22 protein-coding genes are annotated in these 20,075 nt (G+C 56.7%); 10 read left to right on the plus strand and 12 right to left on the minus strand.

Annotation, left to right across the window (positions count from 1 at the left end; all coding sequences use genetic code 11):
* Positions 1 to 145 precede the first annotated feature (145 nt).
* On the plus strand, positions 146 to 766 hold the full coding sequence (locus AC5DDB_RS11955) for a heavy metal-binding domain-containing protein (RefSeq protein ID WP_491739959.1): 621 nt from the start codon (positions 146 to 148) through the stop codon (positions 764 to 766).
* Between the two features lie 122 nt (positions 767 to 888).
* Here AC5DDB_RS11955 and AC5DDB_RS11960 read toward each other — a convergent pair whose 3' ends face one another.
* From AC5DDB_RS11960 to AC5DDB_RS11970, 3 genes are all read right to left on the minus strand, one after another.
* Positions 889 to 1,362 carry a hypothetical protein gene (locus AC5DDB_RS11960; RefSeq protein WP_491739960.1) on the minus strand — a complete coding sequence of 158 codons (474 nt, stop codon included), beginning with the start codon at positions 1,360 to 1,362 and terminating at the stop codon, positions 889 to 891.
* 99 nt (positions 1,363 to 1,461) lie between these two features.
* Entirely contained in the window at positions 1,462 to 5,007 is a 3,546-nt protein-coding gene (locus AC5DDB_RS11965; RefSeq protein WP_491739961.1) for an efflux RND transporter permease subunit, read from the minus strand.
* A complete protein-coding gene (locus tag AC5DDB_RS11970; RefSeq protein WP_491739962.1) occupies positions 5,004 to 7,001 on the minus strand; it encodes a heavy metal-binding domain-containing protein in 1,998 nt (665 codons plus the stop codon). Before AC5DDB_RS11970 ends, AC5DDB_RS11965 begins: the two co-directional genes overlap by 4 nt.
* 619 nt (positions 7,002 to 7,620) lie before the next feature.
* Here AC5DDB_RS11970 and AC5DDB_RS11975 point away from each other — a divergent pair.
* From AC5DDB_RS11975 to AC5DDB_RS12010, 8 genes are all read left to right on the plus strand, one after another.
* Complete coding sequence (locus tag AC5DDB_RS11975) at positions 7,621 to 8,550, plus strand: hypothetical protein (RefSeq protein ID WP_491739963.1); 930 nt, start codon at positions 7,621 to 7,623, stop codon at positions 8,548 to 8,550.
* A gap of 338 nt (positions 8,551 to 8,888) precedes the next feature.
* The gene (locus AC5DDB_RS11980) at positions 8,889 to 9,176 is read left to right on the plus strand and encodes a hypothetical protein (RefSeq protein WP_491739964.1); all 288 of its coding nucleotides are present in this window, start codon (positions 8,889 to 8,891) and stop codon (positions 9,174 to 9,176) included.
* On the plus strand, positions 9,176 to 9,535 hold the full coding sequence (locus AC5DDB_RS11985; protein WP_491739965.1) for a helix-turn-helix domain-containing protein: 360 nt from the start codon (positions 9,176 to 9,178) through the stop codon (positions 9,533 to 9,535). Before AC5DDB_RS11980 ends, AC5DDB_RS11985 begins: the two co-directional genes overlap by 1 nt.
* The gene (locus tag AC5DDB_RS11990) at positions 9,522 to 10,397 is read left to right on the plus strand and encodes an ImmA/IrrE family metallo-endopeptidase (RefSeq protein ID WP_491739966.1); all 876 of its coding nucleotides are present in this window, start codon (positions 9,522 to 9,524) and stop codon (positions 10,395 to 10,397) included. Before AC5DDB_RS11985 ends, AC5DDB_RS11990 begins: the two co-directional genes overlap by 14 nt.
* Positions 10,387 to 11,178 carry a thymidylate synthase gene (locus tag AC5DDB_RS11995; RefSeq protein WP_491739967.1) on the plus strand — a complete coding sequence of 264 codons (792 nt, stop codon included), beginning with the start codon at positions 10,387 to 10,389 and terminating at the stop codon, positions 11,176 to 11,178. The genes AC5DDB_RS11990 and AC5DDB_RS11995 overlap by 11 nt, the downstream gene beginning before the upstream one ends.
* The gene (locus tag AC5DDB_RS12000) at positions 11,171 to 12,262 is read left to right on the plus strand and encodes a nucleotide kinase domain-containing protein (RefSeq protein ID WP_491739968.1); all 1,092 of its coding nucleotides are present in this window, start codon (positions 11,171 to 11,173) and stop codon (positions 12,260 to 12,262) included. Before AC5DDB_RS11995 ends, AC5DDB_RS12000 begins: the two co-directional genes overlap by 8 nt.
* A gap of 19 nt (positions 12,263 to 12,281) precedes the next feature.
* Positions 12,282 to 13,139: a dCTP deaminase domain-containing protein gene (locus AC5DDB_RS12005; protein ID WP_491739969.1), complete on the plus strand. Its 858-nt coding sequence runs from the start codon at positions 12,282 to 12,284 to the stop codon at positions 13,137 to 13,139.
* Positions 13,140 to 13,164: 25 nt separating this feature from the next.
* Positions 13,165 to 14,058 (plus strand): nucleoside triphosphate pyrophosphohydrolase family protein, encoded by an 894-nt coding sequence (locus AC5DDB_RS12010; RefSeq protein WP_491739970.1) that lies wholly within the window; start codon positions 13,165 to 13,167, stop codon positions 14,056 to 14,058.
* Positions 14,059 to 14,595: 537 nt separating this feature from the next.
* Here the strand turns inward: AC5DDB_RS12010 and AC5DDB_RS12015 are convergent.
* The 5 genes from AC5DDB_RS12015 to AC5DDB_RS12035 form a co-directional block, all read right to left on the minus strand.
* Positions 14,596 to 14,724, minus strand: a complete 129-nt coding sequence (locus AC5DDB_RS12015; protein WP_491739971.1) for a hypothetical protein — start codon at positions 14,722 to 14,724, stop codon at positions 14,596 to 14,598.
* Between the two features lie 170 nt (positions 14,725 to 14,894).
* Positions 14,895 to 15,572 carry a ThiF family adenylyltransferase gene (locus AC5DDB_RS12020; protein ID WP_491739972.1) on the minus strand — a complete coding sequence of 226 codons (678 nt, stop codon included), beginning with the start codon at positions 15,570 to 15,572 and terminating at the stop codon, positions 14,895 to 14,897.
* Positions 15,569 to 16,240 (minus strand): hypothetical protein, encoded by a 672-nt coding sequence (locus AC5DDB_RS12025; RefSeq protein ID WP_491739973.1) that lies wholly within the window; start codon positions 16,238 to 16,240, stop codon positions 15,569 to 15,571. The genes AC5DDB_RS12020 and AC5DDB_RS12025 overlap by 4 nt, the downstream gene beginning before the upstream one ends.
* A complete protein-coding gene (locus tag AC5DDB_RS12030; protein ID WP_491739974.1) occupies positions 16,152 to 17,198 on the minus strand; it encodes a hypothetical protein in 1,047 nt (348 codons plus the stop codon). Before AC5DDB_RS12030 ends, AC5DDB_RS12025 begins: the two co-directional genes overlap by 89 nt.
* A gap of 91 nt (positions 17,199 to 17,289) precedes the next feature.
* Positions 17,290 to 17,514, minus strand: a complete 225-nt coding sequence (locus AC5DDB_RS12035) for a MoaD/ThiS family protein (protein ID WP_491739975.1) — start codon at positions 17,512 to 17,514, stop codon at positions 17,290 to 17,292.
* On the opposite strand from AC5DDB_RS12035, the gene AC5DDB_RS12040 reads away from it, so the two are divergent.
* Positions 17,513 to 17,710: a hypothetical protein gene (locus AC5DDB_RS12040; protein WP_491739976.1), complete on the plus strand. Its 198-nt coding sequence runs from the start codon at positions 17,513 to 17,515 to the stop codon at positions 17,708 to 17,710. The genes AC5DDB_RS12035 and AC5DDB_RS12040 overlap by 2 nt on opposite strands.
* 47 nt (positions 17,711 to 17,757) lie before the next feature.
* On the opposite strand, the gene AC5DDB_RS12045 is transcribed toward AC5DDB_RS12040, so the two are convergent.
* The 4 genes from AC5DDB_RS12045 to AC5DDB_RS12060 form a co-directional block, all read right to left on the minus strand.
* Complete coding sequence (locus AC5DDB_RS12045; protein ID WP_491739977.1) at positions 17,758 to 17,973, minus strand: hypothetical protein; 216 nt, start codon at positions 17,971 to 17,973, stop codon at positions 17,758 to 17,760.
* Positions 17,974 to 18,075: 102 nt separating this feature from the next.
* Positions 18,076 to 18,327, minus strand: a complete 252-nt coding sequence (locus AC5DDB_RS12050; protein ID WP_491739978.1) for a hypothetical protein — start codon at positions 18,325 to 18,327, stop codon at positions 18,076 to 18,078.
* Between the two features lie 10 nt (positions 18,328 to 18,337).
* On the minus strand, positions 18,338 to 19,279 hold the full coding sequence (locus tag AC5DDB_RS12055; RefSeq protein ID WP_491739979.1) for a hypothetical protein: 942 nt from the start codon (positions 19,277 to 19,279) through the stop codon (positions 18,338 to 18,340).
* A 164-nt stretch (positions 19,280 to 19,443) separates the two neighbouring features.
* The coding region (locus AC5DDB_RS12060) for an AAA family ATPase (RefSeq protein WP_491739980.1) at positions 19,444 to 20,075 on the minus strand (632 nt) is incomplete at its 5' end.

A 20,075-nucleotide genomic window follows, 5' to 3' on the forward strand; every position in this document is an offset into this window, starting at 1 on the left:
GAGGTCGGAATGTCTGACGATTTGTTCTGGTTGTGTCGGTCTATCCCTTTACAGTCTCAAGACGGGGGATTTGCTCGGCAAGTTCCATTCATGATAAACTATTGAGTGTCGGCAGCACCCCCCGCTACTTTGGAGAAATTCGACGATGTGTCCATTGCAAAAAACAGTGGCTGGTGCATTCGCATTGCTTGTGATAGCAGGAACACATTTCAAGACTTCTGGCCAAGAACAAGCGAAGCAGCAGCGGTCGGATATGGAAGAAATGACTGTCGTGCTGCAAAAACGACACGCCGTGTTGTCGCAGTTGCTGGAATTGCAAACGGCAAGCTTCCGAAAGGGAAACACGGAGATTGACGACGTGTTCCAGGCCCATCGGCAACTTCAACGCGTCGAACTGGAACTCGCTGCAACGCACAAAGATCGGATCCAACGGCTCGAAAAATCGGTTCGCATGGCTGCGGATCTAGAAAAGATTGTCGAGGCGAAATATGAGGCAGGAAAGACTTCACTCGTCGAGTTGCTCAAAGCACGAGCCGAGAATTTGAGAATTCAGGCTGACTTACTCCGTGAACGGGGACGTGCCGAGGCCAGGGTTGACAAGGGAAAGACATCCCACATCTGTCCTTTGCACTCCGAGATCGTTGTGGGAGCTCCGGGGCGATGTCCGATTTGCGCGATGACCTTGGTCAAGGTCAAGGACGCTGATGCAGTGAATCGGCCGACAGACGAGAAACGTCGTGGCACGGCTGGAAATCGACAAGATTAACGAGAGACGCCTCATGAAAACATCCAGCCACTCGACGCGAGGCAGCACGTCGAGGAGCCGGATGGAAGGTATCGCAGGTTCGATTCCAGGGGTGAGGAACCCGGACTCAACCGTCGCTAAAACTAGCGACGCTTTGTTTTCGCTTTCAGGGAAGCCACGTAAAGTTCGTCGATTTTCTGCAGGTAGGTTTCGGGGTCGGCTTCGATTTTCTTGGTACAGGGCGGGCAGCAGACGTAAACGATTTGCCCTTCCACCACGGTCCACTTCGGTTGCTTGGGAAGGTCCTTCTTCATGATCGGACAGATGCCTTGGGCTTTTGCGAAATTGGCGTGAATCGTGGCCCAATGCTTACGGTCGACTTGCTTTTTGAGGCAGCCTTGGCAGCACAAAAAAATCTCTTCTTTGCCGATTTTGACTTTGATCGGCTCGCCGTGGGATCCTAGCTTTTGACCGGTCACCGGGCAGATCTCCTGCACGGCAGCATGCAGCCGATTCCGGCGGATTTGTTCTTGGTCCGCAGCCGAATCCGCAGCGTACGCGGCCGAAGCGGCGGCGGTCAGCAACATAGTTACAACGGTCATCCATGCGTTCTTCATTGTCCAACTCCTATAGGTTTGGACCATCTCGAAAAGGACATCGCACTCCACGATGTCCACAAGTGAAATTTTGCGTTGGCTTCCCAATTCCGTGGGTCGCTAGACACTCTGAGAAACAGCAAGTGGTGTGCCCGTGGGCGTCGTTTCTACTGACTCGGTTTCAATCCAATATTCGTCTTGGAAACCGGCACGCATTTTGAATTCGATATAGGCGCAGTACAGCGTGGGCACGATGAATGTCGTAAACGGTTCGATTAACATGCCGCCGAACACCGGCAGCGCCATCGCCCGAGCGACGTCCGAGCCGCGACCAACCGATGTTAATACCGGCAACAACGCCACCAACGTGGTGATCGTCGTCATCGTACAAGGCCGGATGCGTTTCAGACCGGCTTCGTAAATGGCGTTGCGAATATCGGCGACATTGCGAATCGTTTTTCGGTTGAGCGTTTCTCGCATGTAAGTCGCCATCACAATGCCATCGTCGGCAGCGAGTCCAAACAAGGCGATGAATCCGACCCACATCGCGGTGTTCATCTCCACGCCCATGAAAGCAACCGCAATCATCCCGCCCGCTGCCGCCACGGGAATCCCCGAGAACACGACGAGCGAAATCGGCAAGTTGCGGAAGTGCAAATAGTGCAACAGCAGGTTGATCAAAACGACCATCGGCACGATCCACATCAACCGCTGGTTCGCTTCGATCTGGTTCTGAAACGAGCCGACCGGTTGCAATTCAAAATTGCCATTTGGGAAATAGAGCCCATCGGATCGTGTTTCGTCAGGATGCTCGGCGGCAATTTGACGTGCCTGTTGGAGTGAAGCCATCACCGCCTCGACGGTTTCCAAGTCGCCTGCTGCTCCGGACGGCGAGAACGCCACATGGGCCACCAGCCGGGCGTCTTCACTGTTAATCGCGCCCGGCCCCCAAGTGGTGGTGACGTTTGCCAACCGATCCAACGGCACCACGTCGCCGGTGTGCGTCACCACGGACACCTTGCCGAGTTCGTCGACTTTCTCACGAATACTGCGTTCATAACGAATCTGAATCGGATAGCGTTCGCGGCCCTCCACCGTGGTCGTCACATCCACACCGCCCAGACCCGCCGAGACAATTTCGTTGACCATCATCGTCGTCATGCCATACCGAGCGGCTTCCTGACGATCGACTTCGAATTCGTAATAGGGCTTGCCCATCACGATATCGGGATTGACCGTGCCCGCATTGACGTGATGGAGCGTTTTCAGATGCTCGGCGACCGCTAGGGACGCTTCGGCGAGGCCTTGCAAGTCGTCACCGTAAACTCGCACCGCCATCGAGGCTTTGATGCCGGCTTGTAGCATGACCACGCGGCCTTCGATCGGTTGCAGTGGCGAGGCCGGTGTGACGCCCGGCAAAGTCGCGACGGCGTTGATCTCGTCCCAGATATCGCGTTCAGTCACGCCTTCACGCCATTGGTCGCGGGGTTTGAGCATCACATAGGTTTCGATCATTGCCGCCGGGGCGGGGTCGAGGGCCGATTCCACTCGGCCGATCTTGCCGAGCACATCCTGCACTTCGGGGATTTCCTTGATCATCGCGTCCTGTGTTTGCAACACCTGCATCGCCTGCGAGAAACTCGCCGCCGGATACAAACTCGGCATGTAGAACCAACTGCCCTCGTCCAGCGCGATCCAGTCATCGGATTTCAGCCCGGTGAAGGTGTGCTTGAAGCCGACATAACCGGGAACTTCGTTGAGGTCCGCTCCGAAGAATTCCGCCACGTGTTCCAAAGGACGCAACACCGTCGGCAGCCCGATCCAGGCCCCGAGACCGATCACTAAGATCACCGCCGGAATCGAGAGCATTAAGGCTTTGCGTCGCAACGCCAATCGCAATCGCCCCGCGTACATCCACAAGACGAACCGACTGACGGGGTTGTTCTCCATCGGCAAAATGCGTTCGCGACTCATCCACCAACCGATTAAAAAACCGAGGCCACCGGCTGCGATGGTCGCGAGTGGCAAACTCAAAGCCAGCCAATCTTCGAGGTGCGATCCCCACACGAAATGACATAGACTCGCACTCAGAACAGCGAAGCCGAAACCGCTCGCCAAACTCGACCACCACCTTCGCCGCGATGTCTTCAAAAAGACGCGGCAGAGCATCGGCACCACAACCACGGCGACGATCAAACTTGAGGCGAGCGCGAAGGTTTTCGTCCACGCCAGCGGTGCGAACAGCCGATGATCGCGGCCGGTCAAAAAGAACACGGGCAGAAAGCTGACGATGGTCGTCGTGACCGCCGTCATCACCGCCGGTACGACTTCCGCCGCCGATTCGCGAATGACGGCCAGCCGCCGCTCCATTCCGCCGGGAGAACCCGCCTCTTCCCACTCGGCGAGGCTGCCGTAAACATTCTCCAAAACAATGATGCCCATATCGACCATCGTGCCGATGGCAATGGCGATCCCCGCCAGCGACATAATGTTCGCATCCACGCCGAAGACTTTCATGGCAATGAACGACATCAACACGGCCATCGGCAGTGTGATCGCAATCACCAAGCTCGCCCGGACGTGCAGCAGGAACAGCACCATGACCGCGATCGTGATCAATGTTTCGTGGAACAAGGCATCGGTCAGCGTCGCGACGGTCTCGTCGATCAACACTTTGCGATCGTACACGCCGTGAATCTCGATGCCGCCCAGGTCCGATTCGAGGGCCGCGATCTTGGCTTTGACGCGTTCGATGACGTCGCGAGGATTTTCGCCGTACCGCATCACGACGACTCCGCCGACCGCTTCGGTGCCGTTGTGGTCGAGTGCTCCGCGCCGGAACGCCGGACCGGTCTGCACCTGTGCCAGATCGCGAATGCGAATCGGCACCCCATTCCGAGTTTGCACGACAGTATCGCGGATCTGATCGATCGTTTCGGCTTCGGTCTTGCCGGCTCCAATGAACCCCTTGCCGCGGACGATATACTCCATCCCGCTGGTTTCGACGGTCTTGGCACCGACATCGATGTTCGATGCCTTGACGGCGGCGACCACCGTGTTCAAGGGGATATTGTGATAGCGGAGTTTGTCGGGATCGATCTCGATTTGATACTGCCGAATGTAACCGCCAATCGAGGCGACTTCCGCCACGCCATCCACGGATTGCAGTGCGTACTTGATGAAGAAGTCCTGCTTCGACCGCAACTCCGCCAAATCCATCCCCTTCGGCGGTTTCAGCACGTAGTAATAGATTTGCCCGAGCGCGGTCGCATCGGGTGCGAGCGTGGGCGTGACGCCTTCGGGCAGTGAACCGGCGACAGTCGTGAGTTGCTCGGCGACCCGCGAACGTGCCCAATAGAAGTCGATATCATCGTCAAACGTGACTTGCACGAAACTAAAGCCGAACATGCTTTTGCCCCGCACGCTTTTCGCCCCCGGCACCGCTTGCAACGCGATCGAGAGCGGATACGTGACCTGATCCTCCATATCCTTTGGCGAACGGCCCATCCACTCGGTGAGCACGATCACTTGGTTCTCACCGACGTTGGGAATCGCATCTAACGGCACTGCCTGAGTCGAGTACCAACCGTAAGCGATCAATCCCACCGACGCCAGCAGCACCAGTAGCCGTTCGCGTATGCAGAATGCGAGCAGCTTGTGAATCATTGCGTCACCTCCTCGTGACCGGCGGCAACGCGGTTTTTCGGTGTCTCGGGAACGATCGGTTTGATGGCTTCGATCGGGGGCAAACTGCTGCTGGACTCGATCATTTCCGGGACACCGATTGGCGGCAGATCCATTGGCGGCGAATCGTTATCCGATGAATTCTCCCGCTGTTCGAGCTTCTCCAGATATTTTTGCGGTTCGGCGAGCAAGCTTTCCCGGCAGCCTTCGCAGCAAATAAAAACCGGCTTACCATCCACATTGATTTTCTTCGGCGTGCCCATCGAGCCAAGTGTCATGTCGGCGACCGGGCAAATCCCCTGTTGCTCGGCCCAACGCCGATCGTCCTCAGGAAGTTTCGCGAGGGCGGCTATGATTTCGGGGGAAGGAGTGGAATCGAGTTTGGCTTTCGGCGAAGCCTTTGTCGGATCGATCAGCGAGGGATTGCCGGCGAGTTGCATTTGCGAATCGATCAGGAAATTGCCTCTCGCGGCAACCTGCTCGCCCGCCTCCACGCCGCTGAGGATGACGACTTGATTCTCTGATTGGGAGCCGAGTACCACCCGACGAATCTCGAAACGGCCCGGTTCGGTTTCCACGTAGACCACGCTGTTTTCGCCCGCCATCAGCACGGCACTGCGGGGCACAACCAACGCTTGGTTTTTCGCAGTCGGCTCGTCCGTGAAACCGAACCGCGAAGCCGGCACCAAGTCCACGCCGCAAATCGGGCAGTCTCCCGCGGACGAGGCCACCACATGCGGATGCCGCGGACTGATCCATTTGTCCGCCAACACGGGATCGTAAATCGGGAGAGGTTCGCTCTCTGAACGCCCGAGTGGCACGTTGATCGTGGCCTTCGCGAAGTCGCCCACGCGGAGTAGGCCGTCCTCATTGGAAATCACCACACGCACGCCCACAGTCCGCGTTTTCGGGTCGACCTTGGGATCGACAAAGGCTACTCGGCCGTTGAACTTGCGGTTCGGCAGCGACTGCACGACGGCTTCGACTTGCTGACCATAACGCACCGCAGCCGCGTCCTCGGGGAAGAGTTCCAGCATCAGCCAGACGGTCGAGAGATCCGCGAGTTGGTAAATCGCTTGACCCTCTTTGACGTACTGCCCCTCGACGGCGTGTTTCTCGATCACCGTGCCGCCGATAGGAGCACACAGGTGCATCCGACTGTTCGCCTTTCCGTTCGCTTCGAGTCGCTCGATCTGCTCCGCCGTCATACCGAGTTCGATCAGCCGCTCCCGGGCGGTTTCATAGAGACTGTCATCAGTCAGTTGAAACCGGGATGAGGAAATCGCTCGGTTTTCCTGGGCCGCTTTCTTGGCAAGCAGTAATTCGACCTGCCCCGAATACAGTCGTGGCGAATAGACCAATGCCAGATGATCGTCTTTATTGACGACGACGCCGGTGTAGTCCGCATAGAGGCGGTCTAACCGACCGTCGACATAAGCCGAGATGGTCTTGAGCGAGCCTTCGTCGTAGCTGAGTTCGCCCACGGCTCGGATGGCGCGTGTCATCGGCAACGATTGCACGGCCACGGTTTGAATGTTCGCCACGCGACGGGCCACGGGATCGATTTCGATCGACGTCGAGCCGCCCACGCCGCTGCCCGATGCGGCCGGCACGAGTTCCATTGCGCACACCGGACACCGTCCCGGTTCGGACTGCGGCGGTGTGCACATCATCGGACAGATATATTGCACACTGTCTTCGCTGTTCGCCGCATGACTGTGGTCATGACCCCCGCCGCTACCACCATTGCTAGAAATCCAGCCCAGCCGCTGGGCGAGGCCCAATCCGGCGAAAAGCATTGCCCCGGCAACCAGCATCAGCAGGGGCTGTATGAAAAGTTTGAGCCACCATCGCCGATCGCCTGTGCGGGTTTGTACGGCTGTGCGAGCGGAAGCCGCCTTCTCCGCCTGGAATCCCGTCGACGGGTCTACAGTGGTCGGTGCAGCGGTGTTTTCAGAAGTTCTAGGATCACTCATGGCAACCTCGCCGAAACGGTGGAATCTGATCGAAGTTTAGAAGCCGCGCAGGGAGCAACCCCCGATTGCGCGAACGTGCCTCACGAATGAAGCGATCAACTCAGCCTGAGGAGAGGAAAGCTCGTTTCCAAGCCATGTCCGTCGCGCCGGCGTTTCGACAACTCAGTGTTTCGACAACACCATCCGCGCGCACCGCCCTCCCTTTGGGCGGGATCAAGTCAGCCAGCAACAGAGAACCGCATGCCGACGAGGTGAGGGGCGAGACGAAGCCAGAGACGTATCCGCAACCTGGGGGCTTCGCAATGGATCGTAGGCAACGACCACCGGAATCACCCAGCACCCAAGCGTACGCGATTGGTCGCGTTGTTCCGAGGTATCTCGACCTCGCTGCTCGGGAGTGGCGGGACACTTGTGTTTGATCGCACACCGGCAGCCACGGACCTGAGTTGCCGCGGAGCAGCACGAAGTTGCCGCCTCCACACAACAGGCCCCGCAGCATGGCGACGAATCCTCCCGCCCACCCTTCCCGCTACACGCATTCATCGGCGGCATCATGCTCGTAAAGGCAATCGCCACTGCGAGCAGTAGGGAAATTGGGGATGGATGAAGAAAACGTAGCATGGTCGAGCCGGTATATCGCGATCAGAATACTCTCGTCTCTATCGTCTGGCCAACACCCCGTCCTGTCAAGACGGATTTCGTCCACGGTCTGGCTGAGACAAAACGCGGGTTGGCTTACAGCAACATCCGACAGAGAGAGACGCAGCACCCCAGTGCTGCCAATGGCAATGATCGCGGCGTGTCCGCTGTCCGTGCAGGGATCACGACCGGCTCGACGAGCATCGCAGACAGCACAGTATTCGCCGCCAAACTGTCCGCGAGCCGTTCCACGGTTTCAGGCTCGGCGGGCGGCAGGATCGGCGACGGCGAAGACGCTTCACCACATCGGCAATCACCTCCGCAGGAACAACCGGCAGGACAGGTGTCGTCCAACTGGCAGCACGATGACTCCCAAGCCGTTGCCCCACGCTCGGCGGAGCAGCACGAATTGGAACCGATCGTCCGGGGACGAGCACAGCAACATTGCCCCTGTTCCACTTCGGCTGCAGAACAGCTACAGCCGCCAAACGAAGAAGTTTCACGACGACTCGCGTCACCACCACAACCACAAGACGCCGCCGGCAATCGCCCGACTGGTACGGCCAAAATGGCCAACCAGATCAACACGCGGGTGGTAGTCTTGTGGAATGCCGCCATGGAATACAAACCTACTCGGTCCATTGCCCCAATAAGAAGCGTTTGTGGATCATCTAAGCTGTACTATCGGCCGAATTTGAAGCAGAAACCTAACGGAAATATCGGTGGAAATGGTTTCCAACATATGACTGGCGATGGTGGCTCTGTGACAGCCAGCGGAACTATCTCACCGAACTTGATTTTCGTCAACACCAACAAATCGAGCCTTTCAGAACCCCACACCTGGTTCAACAGAGCGAGATGCGACACCCAAAGCAAGCGGTTGCGACAACTTCCCCATGTGATGCGGTGAATCAACCAGCAAGCGTGCCCTTCGCCACCCGTCTAGTACCGACATCACATCCCTGACGTCAGCCAGTCCTTCTCTTCTCAAGTTTCCTAGAGAGTGGAAAAACCAATAGTTGTGGACTCAACTACGTGTATTTCAACTTTGCTGAAGAATAGACATAAGGTTATATTGCTGAACCCGTTACGTTCGATAATTCTCTGGAGGTTGCATCCACTTTCGCGGTTTTCGACGGGATAATTCCCGCGTTTTCCTTTCCGAATCGTTAAGTTTCCGAACCCCACTTGTCAGGGACCAGCCAAGTCGGTAAGATTTTCTTACCAATCAATCGGTGGAGGCCCGAAATGGACAAGGACGAAGTGATCAAGGTGATTTCAGCGGTTCTGGCCGAAGTGCAATCCAGTAGCGGACGCCAGCCGGTTGTCGTGACGGGGGACACCTGTCCGATCGGAGACTTGGATGGCTTCGACAGCCTCAATGGAGTTGAAGCCTCTGTCGAGTTGTCTGATCGGCTCGGCGTGGATCTCCCCGGCGTAAACGCGTTCATCAACGAGAAAGGAACCGAAGCCCTCAAAGTCTCAGAGATTGCCGACAACATCTGTCAGGTTTCCGGTTCAACGGAGGCGAAGTGATGGCGAAACAGCCAACCGAAGAACGCCTCGAAATCGCTGGTCGGCTACGATTGGCCCGAGAAACGGCGGGCCTGTCCCAGGGCCAAGCCGCAAAACGACTCGGCCTGCACCGCCCGACCGTTTCCGAAATCGAAGCGGGCCGACGCCGCGTGACAGCCGAGGAGGTTTCAGCCTTCTCGCAACTCTATAGTGTCGATGCGAATTGGATCACAGCGGGTGCGCAGGGTCCAGATCTTGGGAATGACAAGATCGTGCTCGCCGCGCGGCAGCTCAGCAAATTGAAGGACGAGGATTTGGAGCGATTAATGGACCTCATTCGCATGCTGCGCGGCTCCGGGGGACGCGATGAGTCAGAATAGAAAGCAACTCGCCCAGATCGCAATCGCAGAGGCGTTGAAGATACGCAAGCGTGCCCATTATCGCCTCACGATCCCAGTCAGCGTCTATGATCTGTGCGAACGAGTAGGCGTCAATGTCTTCTTTCAGGATATCCCCTCCATGGAAGGGATCTATCTGCCAGACGCTCAACCGAAGCCCGCGATCATTTTGTCTTCACTCCGACCCGCCGGGCGTAAGGCAATGACTTGTGGTCATGAACTGGGGCATCACGTTTTCGGGCACGGTCGGCAGTGGGACGAATTGATTGAAGACCGCTCTGAGTCTCGTCGCTTTGAGCCAGAGGAATTTCAAGTCGATATGTTTTCAGCCGCGCTGCAAATGCCCAAAATCGCGGTCACCCATGCGCTGACGCAGCGGGAACTTGATGCGGGAAACTGCCAGGCGGAGTCGATCTTCGTTTTGTCGACCCTTTTTGGAGTAAGTTACGGGGCTTTCGTGAACCACCTGGAACGGACATTAAACATCATCGACACGAAGCGCGCAACAGAACTCTCGCGGCGACAACCCAAAGATCTTCGAGCGTCACTGCTCGGCAAACCTTGTCCGCAAGATTTGTACGTCGTCGATCCCCTTTGGCAGGACCGTGCGGTTGATGTTTCTGTTGGAGACCTGATTCTGCTGCCGATCGGCGTTCGTGTCGAGGGATCGTGTGTACGCGTCGAGGAGGATTCGGGCGATCGGACGATCGTAATCGCGGATCAACCCGGCATTGGGCGTATCAGCCTCGCATCGGGTTGGGCGGCTTTTGTTCGGGTGACGCGAAAAGACTATCGGGGTCTCGGAGGGCTCAGATTTGATGAGGAGGTTGACGATGGCGATTGAACAATGCATACCAGCAAGCACGAACCTGTCTGTCGCATGGGCCCAAGCCTTCCTGAGCGTGATGCAGCGCGGCGTGAGCGAGCTATCTCCGCTTGTTGTGACCGTTGACAACATTCATGATGGTATCGTGGCAGAGAACCCGGCCATTCGGGATGCTGTCGACTTTCACCTTCGCAAATTGAGACTTCAATCATGTCATACCGTAGCCAATACGATTTTTCCTGAGTCGATGTGGAATTCGGCGACCTCGAATGATGCGGAATCGCTTTTCAAACGGTTTGAGCGAGCTTGGCCAAGGCTCTCCCGGTGTCGGGCCAACCGGCGGGGTTCATATTTTCGCCGTCTGACTGCTTTCCAGCCTCAAGGCGTTGAGACATCCTTCAACCAGCTTGAACACATTATCGAAACCTTCAAACGGGGCAACCATCGCCGAAGCGCTCTGCAGGGAGTCATCTTCGATCCAACCAGAGATCATAACCATTCCCGTCGGCAGCTTTTCCCATGCTTGCATCAAGTTGCATTTGCCCACACCAAAAGCAACGGCCTCATAGTCACGGGCTTTTATGCGAAACAGTATTTGGTTGAGCGAGCCTATGGCAACTATCTTGGGCTATGCCGTCTGGGTCGGTTCATGGCGAAACAAATGGGCCTAACTTTTGACCGAATGGTCTGCATCGCCTCGATTGCCGAACTCGGTGAACCGAACAAAATCGATATGCAGCCACTTGCTGGTCAATTAACCAAGATTTTGAACAAACTCAACGAGGTCAGCAATGGCTGACCGCAAACGCCAAAAGTTGTTATGGCCGGTTGAAATCCCCGGTGGATGCCCAAAACGCACACCGTTTAGTTCGCTCGCGCCAGCGAAACCGACGATCGTCTACGATACTTACTGGAGATTCGCGGCCGAGCGACAAGCAATTTTTTTTCGGCGTGCCACTGGGGACTCTCCTCCCTGGACCGACGACGAGATCTTGCAGACGTACAAGTTTACCAATGTCTATCGCGCGTCCGATCGTGTTAGTCAATACCTCATACGGCAAGTGATCTACGCCGGCGACCAGTCACCACACGAAGTCTTTTTCCGCACCATCTTGTTTAAGCTGTTCAACAAGATTGAGACTTGGTTATTACTAAACAAGGAACTTGGGCCGATCACCTATCGGGACTATTCTTTCGAGCGCTATGACCGCGTATTGACTGCGGCGATGGAACGCAAACAGTCGATTTATTCCGCCGCATACATTATGCCGTCGGGTAGCCGCGGCGCGGGCACCACCAAGAAACATCGGAGCCATCTCAAACTCTTGGAGCGGATGATGAACGATGAGGTGCCGCTACGGCTTGGTGATTGCCGATCGATGCGGGAAGCGTTCGATCTTCTGCTATCGTATCCGATGATCGGTGACTTCTTGGCCTACCAATACGTCACCGACTTGAATTACAGCACGTTGGTCGACTTCAGCGAGATGGAATTCGTCGTTCCCGGACCAGGAGCGATGGACGGGATTCACAAGTGCTTCGCATCCTTGGGAGGCCTGAGCGAATCCGACATGGTCAAACTCATCACCGATCGGCAGGAATACGAGTTTGACCGGCTCGGGCTGCAATTTCATTCGTTGTGGGGTCGACCGCTTCAGTTAATCGACTGCCAGAACCTGTTTTGCGAAATAAGCAAGTATTCACGCATAAAGCATCCGGATGTTGAGGGCATTTCGAAACGAACGCGAATCAAGCAAAAGTATCGCTTGAATGGTTCGCCGATCGAGTACTGGTATCCACCGAAATGGCGTATTAACGATCGAATTCGCGTTACCGACGATCATGACACGCTGGCAAGACAACCCCCACACAAAAAGCAGTAGTACACACAGGAGATCGGCGATGACGTACTGGCGAAGTGAAACGATGCAACAGCGATTGGCGCATGAAGAACTGATTGTGCCATTCGCGGAGGAAAGAGTCACGCACTGCGCCTACGAACTGGCAATGGGACCAGAAGCTTTCATCACATCCCGCGACGACAAATCGAAGATTACCCTCGCTGATCACGAGTCAATTGTCATTCCTTCTGGGCAGTTCGCATTGCTTCTTACGGAGGAACGCGTGACGGTTCCGACGACAGCCATTGCTTTTATCTCCATGAGATTTGGAATCAAGCGGCAAGGGCTTGTCAATGTTTCGGGATTCCACGTCGATCCCGGATTCTCAGGGCGTCTCAAGTTCTCCGTTTACAATGCGGGCAGTCGAGACATCACGATCTCCCGTGGAGACCCTGTGTTCTTGATCTGGTATGCCAATCTCGATGACGAAACGGCCGATCGATACGGCGAAACCGGTGAGGAGCAGGATCGGATCACCTCATCGGATCAAAACGTGATGCATGGGGAAGTGGCGTCCCCAGGGGAACTGCGGAAAGAACTCGAAACTGTGAAGCATTTCTACGGGAACAACAAATGGCTTTTAGGCGTGCTATGCGGTGTCGCGGTAACAATCCTCGTTCGTCTTTTCTTCATGGGAGCTTTTACCATGCCCACGCCTTCAGATCTGGAAGCGATGAAGGCGGAAATTCGAGAAGAACTTCTCCAGGAATTGAAGCCGATGAGTGCAGGAAACGATCGCACGAATATGCAAGCGAACGGCAATGGTGACTCGGGAATGAATGACAATGCCCCGCCCGCGAAAGCGGCTCCAGCATTGCCAAACGGTCCAGGGACTGCCGGCGAACCTTCGGAGAATTAGACGGTCTTCAATCAGAAAGTTCAATATGGATTTTCAACAATTCCAGGCGACTGCTGCAACAACCGATCAAGTTCCCGGCACGAGCGAAAAGGCAATGTTGGTTCCGCTTCTTGGGTTGGCTGGGGAAGTCGGTACACTTTTGTCGGAATACAAAAAGTTCCTGCGAGATGGGAATGCTCATCAGCGATTTCACGAGCAAGTCGCCGAAGATCTCGGCGATCTCCTCTGGTATGTTGCTAACGCAGCCACGAAATTCGGGTTGGACTTGGAGGAAATTGCAAAGAAGAATATCGAAAAGACTCGGGGACGCTGGCCTGGGGTCATCCCCCCCAACCAGTCGACCCTGTTTGATGCCCATGGTTCGCATCTATTGGATGAGGAATATGATCAAGCGGAGCAGATACCTCGCTCATTTTCGGTTCAGTTTGAGGAGGTCATCGAAGAGGATGGAGTCCATGTCATCACGAGAAAGGATGGAAGCCAAATCGGCAATACATTGACCGACAATGCCTACGACGATGATGGCTATCGGTTCCACGACGTGTTTCATTTGTCATACGCGGCCATCCTGGGTTGGTCACCCATCATTCGCAAGTTGCTGGGAGTCAAACGGAAAAGTGATCCCGAAGTCGACGAGGTAGAAGATGGCGCAAGAGGCCGGATCATCGAAGAATTGATTTCGCAACTCGTCTTCACGTATGCCCGCGAACACAATTTTCTCGAAGGCGTTGGAAGCCTTGATTATCACTTGTTAAAAACCATTCAGGGGCTGGTCGCCGATCGAGAAGTCAGTTGCCGATCTCTTGCGGAGTGGGAATCAGCAATCCTTGCTGGTTACACGGTCTGGCGAGCTATTCGGAACGGACGCGGAGGAACGGTTCAAATCAACTTGGTGCAACGTAGAATTTCGGTTCGATAGGAAGCAGGAAATCGTGACTTCTCAGAGCGTCCATTTCGATTTCAAAATCTTCTGGGCTTGGTGCAATGCACTTGGTACGGTCAAGTGGAGCTTAGCTCTGCAGAGATGCAACCTATTAGAGAATATGTAGGGATCGAGGGTGAACTGAGATGCTTGCTCGGTCACCAACCTTGCCTTTCTGAACCGATTACTGAGTCATAGGAAAGTCTTCGACCAAGTCATTTCGGGATACCGCAAGAACCATAGGGTGTAATGCAATGTGGCGGTCGGAAATTTTTCTATACCTCAGGAGGGGGCTCGCAACGCCGAAATGACGCTTGTGAGAGAATTCCGAGTGGTCAGAGAACGAAGTCCCAGTTCGATCGAGAAACGCATGTCCTTTCTGGATCGCCCGATGACCTCGATTCGGTATAACGGGCACTGGCCGAATTCCATTGCCCCGGCTGATAGCTAAGAGAAAATTCGGATTGGGCCGCCCTGCGGGGCGGCCCAATCCGTCATCGCTTCTTACGATTCGGAGTCGATTCGTGCTTTGATCTATCGCCTTCGCCGGCGATTTCGCGATCGGCCGACGTTGTAGCCTTTGCGGCTGCCGATGCGTTTGCCGGATTTGTAAAACCACCAGCAAGCGGCGACCAGCAGAGCCAGTGCCAACAGGTTTTCCATGAAACCCTTTCTAAATTGGAGGATGAGAGATGATCAATCGTCCGCCGCGACCAGAACCGGTTCCTTGCCAGTCGGCGACACTTGAGGATCAACCGGCCGGTCGGGCCGGAGAGACGTTTTCCGCGGAGACTCTGAGTTTTGTGTCGCGGCGGGAGGAACAAATGAGTCTGTTAGTCGGCGTTGGTGACGGTCCATTCGCCCGCCAGTAGATTGAGGGTGGTGTCGAAGTCCAGGGGCAGTGCCCGCAGCCAACGAGTGAACTGATGAACGAGTAGGCCGGCGGTGATGCTGGCGGCGTAGATGGTGCTGCGTGCCGTGCAGCGGCCAGGTTGGGCTTCGGACTGCGGAAACAAGGTTTGCGGATAGCGAGTGAAGCCGCCGGCGTCCCCGACCGCTAGCACGCGGATCACCTCACCAAGCATTCGGCCATCGGCCCAGAAGTGGGCGTGCTGACCGGCTGAGCGCCAAATGGCACTGCGGGCGGAAATCGAATCGACACAACAGAAAATCACTTCCCCCAATATCTGCCGGGCGCGGTAGCGATCCTGGATCGTGTCGACCTGAATCGAATCATCGAGCCGGAGCATGGCGGCCCGTGTGGCAATCACTTTGGGTTGGCCGATCTCATCGGCGGCATAGCCTTGGGTGGTGACGTTGGCGGCGTCGACCCCATCGAAATCCACGAGTTGCACCTGCGGTGCTCCAATCGCCGCGAGCTGCAGGGCGACCTGACGGCCCACCGCGCCCACGCCGATCACCGTGATCGTCGTATTCGCCAGCCGCTCCGCGGGCACTAATTCTCGTTGACGGATAAAACGATCCGTGACGTTGATTGTGTCGAGTGTCATTGGCATTCTCCAGGTTGGGTGTCCTCGGGTTCCAGTTCCTCGAACCAGCATTCGGGCTCCTCGCCCCAGAGGAAGTCCTTCGGCAGTTCAGACGGCACGAACCTTCGATTCGTCGTCGGCTTTCGAGTCGGCTGTTCGATTTGCACGTGAGCCAGATATTCCTGTTCCCAAGCGATGGGATCACAACCGGCAAAAGGCCGCATGTAATCCCGCTCGATGGGAATCTCGATCTCCGCGCCTGGGCCGACGTTGAATCGCAAGCGGGCATACGATTGGCCTTCCCGGGCCAGGATGACCATCACGGCCCAGTCCGCGCGGCCGAACACGCGATCGAACGTTTCTTCGTCAGTGCGGCTAGGCAGTGGACAATCGCCAGGATGGGTATGGACCCATAGCCGGGCGAATTGCTCGGGACGTCGTTGAGCATCCACTTGCCGGTCGAAGAAGTCGGCAACGGATTCATCGTCGAAGGCCACATGAGCCCAAGAGCAGGTTTGACGAACCAACTGCACATCCACGACGAGCAGCGAATCCTCGTCGTGGGCAATGCCAAATCCGCCGACTTCCGTCTCACCGTAATCACGCAGGAACAGCAGTTTCGCCCAGGCGGTCGGACTGAACCGGAGCGTCGGTTCCGGGATGGGTCTCGCCAGCGGCCAATTCGTCATCGTGGGTCTCCGTTTCTGGATTCGGGCAATCGGGGCAGCGTTCATTTTCGTCGAGACATCCCGGACACATATTCGCGTCGCACTGCGAACACGAGTCCAAACAGGCGTAGCAGTGATGCTCGTCGCAGCCGGAGCAGCCACTCACACACTCCGCGCAGCACACATCATCACAAGCCGGGCAACGGACGTAGCAGCCGTCGCACATCGAGGTCTGGCACTTCTCGCAGTTCCAGCGATCATCAGCGGTCATCAGGGAACCGCAGTCGCCGCACTCGACACCGTGCCAATCTTCCAGCGACACATATGGGCTGCCGGCGTTGTAGGTCCGCAGCAGGTTGGCGACGATCACGAAGAAGTCGAACAAACGGCCTTGGGTCAACGCCTGCGCGATCGGCCCGCGACCATCGCCCTCACAGACGGTTTCGTCTTGCACATGCGGATGCGTCACGCTCTCGTTGGCGGCCGCCGGATGAGGGGCGGCAGCGACCACGCGGTAATTGTGAGCATGGTTTGCAGTCGGAGTATTCAATTCCAACCGAATCTCGAAGGCTCCCAAATAGACGCCCTCGAGTTCAATCGGCTCGGTCGTTACGGAAATCGTCCCCTGGCGACGATCCACCGAGACCTCATCGAATTCCTGCTGCAAGGCTTTCAAGTCGGCATGAATATCCCGCACTGAAACCGTCGGGCGATCGTGCGGATGTGGTTCGAGCTGCCGTTCGATGGCGGTGAATTCCGTCGCCAACCGACGGAGCAATTCTCGCAGCTCGTGTTGCAGGCGGGCCGCCGTCAGATGCCAGCCGCGTTCGGAAGCACGCCGCAAGCGGCGCAATAGAAGTGCACAGCGTTGCCAGGCGGCGGACGGCCAGGCGACCGTCGACTGGGCTGGCTGAGCTGTTTGCAGGTGGTGGTAAATCGCGCTCGCTCTGTGCAGCCAGCGTTTGTCCTGAGTAATCATGAGTTGGCTCCTAGGAATTCGATCACAAAGAGCAGGCCGCCGCGCCGGAGCGCGGCGGCCAAGGGTTCAGTAACAAATAGCGATCCAGGGATTAACGAGTCGCTCCCTCGATCTTGGTGGGTGTGATGGAAATCCGGTCGCCGTCTTGCAGCGTCTGGTCGGCGGGACACGGCTGGCGATTGACGCGGATCAGGTAGTGGCTGGGCTTGCTGCCACCAATTTGACGCTCGAAGAGTTGGGCGACGGTCGTTCCGTCGGGAACCTCGACGTAGTCGGCGTAGCCCCCGCCATCATTGTTGATCAGTAGAATCTTCATGGGTGAACCTTTCGTGCGTGGGATGGAATCAGTGAAACGCGAAGTCAGGTTTGGTTTCGTGGGAATGGGGATCCTCATGGCGGACGCCAGCATTTCCGCGCCGGCGAACGGGAACGGGGTTCTCGTCGGCCTCGCCGTTGACCACCACGGAGTTGCCTCCGCTGGTGTTGCTGGAAACTCGGCGGTCGGCGAATGACTTGGATCGGGTGCGGGAGTATCCAGGCTCGTTTTGCCTTCCAAGGCTTAGGCGGTACGGGGCACATCATGGAGCCCTTCTCGACTGTGGGCGTAATGCTGCGTCTCCACTTCGTCCCAATCGATGACGTAGGGGCCGAAGTCCTCGGAATCGGGATCGCGGGGATCGTCGGGCTCGGCCAGCAGAAATCCCAGGCGTTTGATGGTTGTGACGGATTCGCCGGTGGCCCGAGACACGGCGCGGTTCAAGTCGGCTTGCTGCATGGTTCAAAACTCCTGTCCAAAGGGGGAACAAAAATAGCCCCGGTCACGCAGAGGAAAGGTCTGCGCGACCAGGGCCTGTGACTTCAAAATGTCGTGCGGGGTTTACGGCGAGAATGCTGGCATCAACCAGTGGGTCTCCAGCCAATGGGCTTCGGCGCGCAAAGCATCACTGCGGCGAGGGAACGGCCCCAATAGTGGGCCGTCCACCGGGGCGAGATCGGCAAACCATTGACCATTGAAATTCGGCTCGACATGTGAGCCACGGGTCAGCGTGAGCCGGCCGATTTTCATTAGGTCGATGGTTTCCGCGTAGACGCAACGGACGCTGCCGCGAGGATCGATCAGCAATTGCATAAGGTCTCCATCACTTGGGCGAACGGATGATCCGCCGCCGAGGTCGATCGATCAGCAATCCATCGAGCACCGCTTGAACACCGGAAAGCTGTTTGGCAACGTGGCGGCGTAATCCGCCGTCGTCGCGGAGATCCTGCGGTTCGACCCCCTGTACGACCTGGTCACATTGGGAAACGAGGGCATCCAACTGTTCGTTCGAGCGGACATTCAAACTGCGGAACCGCTCGAAAAACTCCTGCAGATTTCCTACCGCCGTGTCGCGGAAGATCTTGGGGCGGCCGTCGTCCTGACCGGACAGCCGTTCGGTCAGGTGTGACACGAGTTGCGAGAGTTCCTCGATGAAGGCCTGCTCGGCCAACTGCACGGCTTCCTCGAATCGAGCCCGCACCCGCTGGCACTCCTGCTCGTACAAAGCCGGATTGAGTTGCTGCAAATAGCTGGGCGGTTCGAGGCTGGGGAAATCCCAGTTCACTTCGAACAATCCCGTCAAGGAGATAGGGTAATCGGCGGGGTTGTACAGACGGCCGAGTCGCTGTTGGGCCGCTGCCATGAGTTCCGTATATTGCTCATCGAGTTGCTCCACCGCTTCGATGAGTTCCGCCTGATATTCGGTCATCTGTTGGTGGAACGCTTCGACGGTTTCTTGCCGCACGAGTCGGATGCCCGCTTCGGGGTACGGCAGACTCAACGCCGCCCAGTAGGCCCGAGCCCGGTTGCGGACAGACGTGACCGCTTGGAAGCGCGGATGTTTGGTGTCTAGCAATTTCTTGCCGGCACTCAGAAACTCACCTTGAGCGCCGAAGGATTCGGCCGCCTGAGCCTTCTGCTGCGAGGTGAGTGTTTTACGGGTGCCGAACCAGACAAAGCTGACGCGCGTGGCGCACATCGTGCTGCGAATCCGCTCGGCAGGATTGTCGGCAGCCGTTGGCGGACGTTCTGTGGATACAGTCATGGTGTTCTCCAAAACGAGGGGAATTGAATGAAATTCGCCAATTGAAAAATGCTGGGGGGCAGATCGTGCGACGTTCCGCACTAGGAACAAAGAATGGCCGTGGAGGGAAACGCATTCCGTCCACGGCCAAGTCCACTGAGCACTAGAAATCGAGAGTGCATCCGTCAGTTGTTGCTGGGATTGCGACCGATCTTGCGACGAGGTTTGGGACGGGTCGAGTCGTTGGTATAGAGACCAGTGGTCTCCGCCGAGAGACAGCGGCCGCTAGCCCAGTCCCGCAGACGTGAGACGGATTCGGCCGCCGTCGCCGCGACCGGCACAATGTTTTGGGCGGCTTGAACCAAAGGAACATCCAAGAGAGCGGCCAATCGACAACAAGCCCGAATCTCGGCCCCGGTCCAATTTTGATCGTCTGGCAAGGGCTGATCGCTCGCGAGATCGAACCGCTGCCGGTACATCTGCCAAATCGATAGCTTCTGCTGGGATTCGGGCAGGTCCAGAAAAAATAACGCATCAAAACGCTCCGCGCGATTGAATTCGGGCGGCAGTTTGCTAACGTCGTTGGCGGTGCAAACGACGAAGACATCCGAGTCGTGATCGTTGAGCCAAGACAGCAACGAAGCAAACATCCGGGCGGAAACGCCGCTATCGGATGAACTAGATCCGGCCACGCCGCTGAGTGCTTTTTCCACCTCATCGACATATAGAATTGCTGGCTGCATTGCATCCACGATTCGCAGGGCTCGCCGAGTTCGCTCCGTAGGATAGACTGCCAGCGAGTTGCCACCTTGCGGTG

The sequence above is a fragment of the Thalassoroseus sp. genome, from assembly GCF_984380535.1.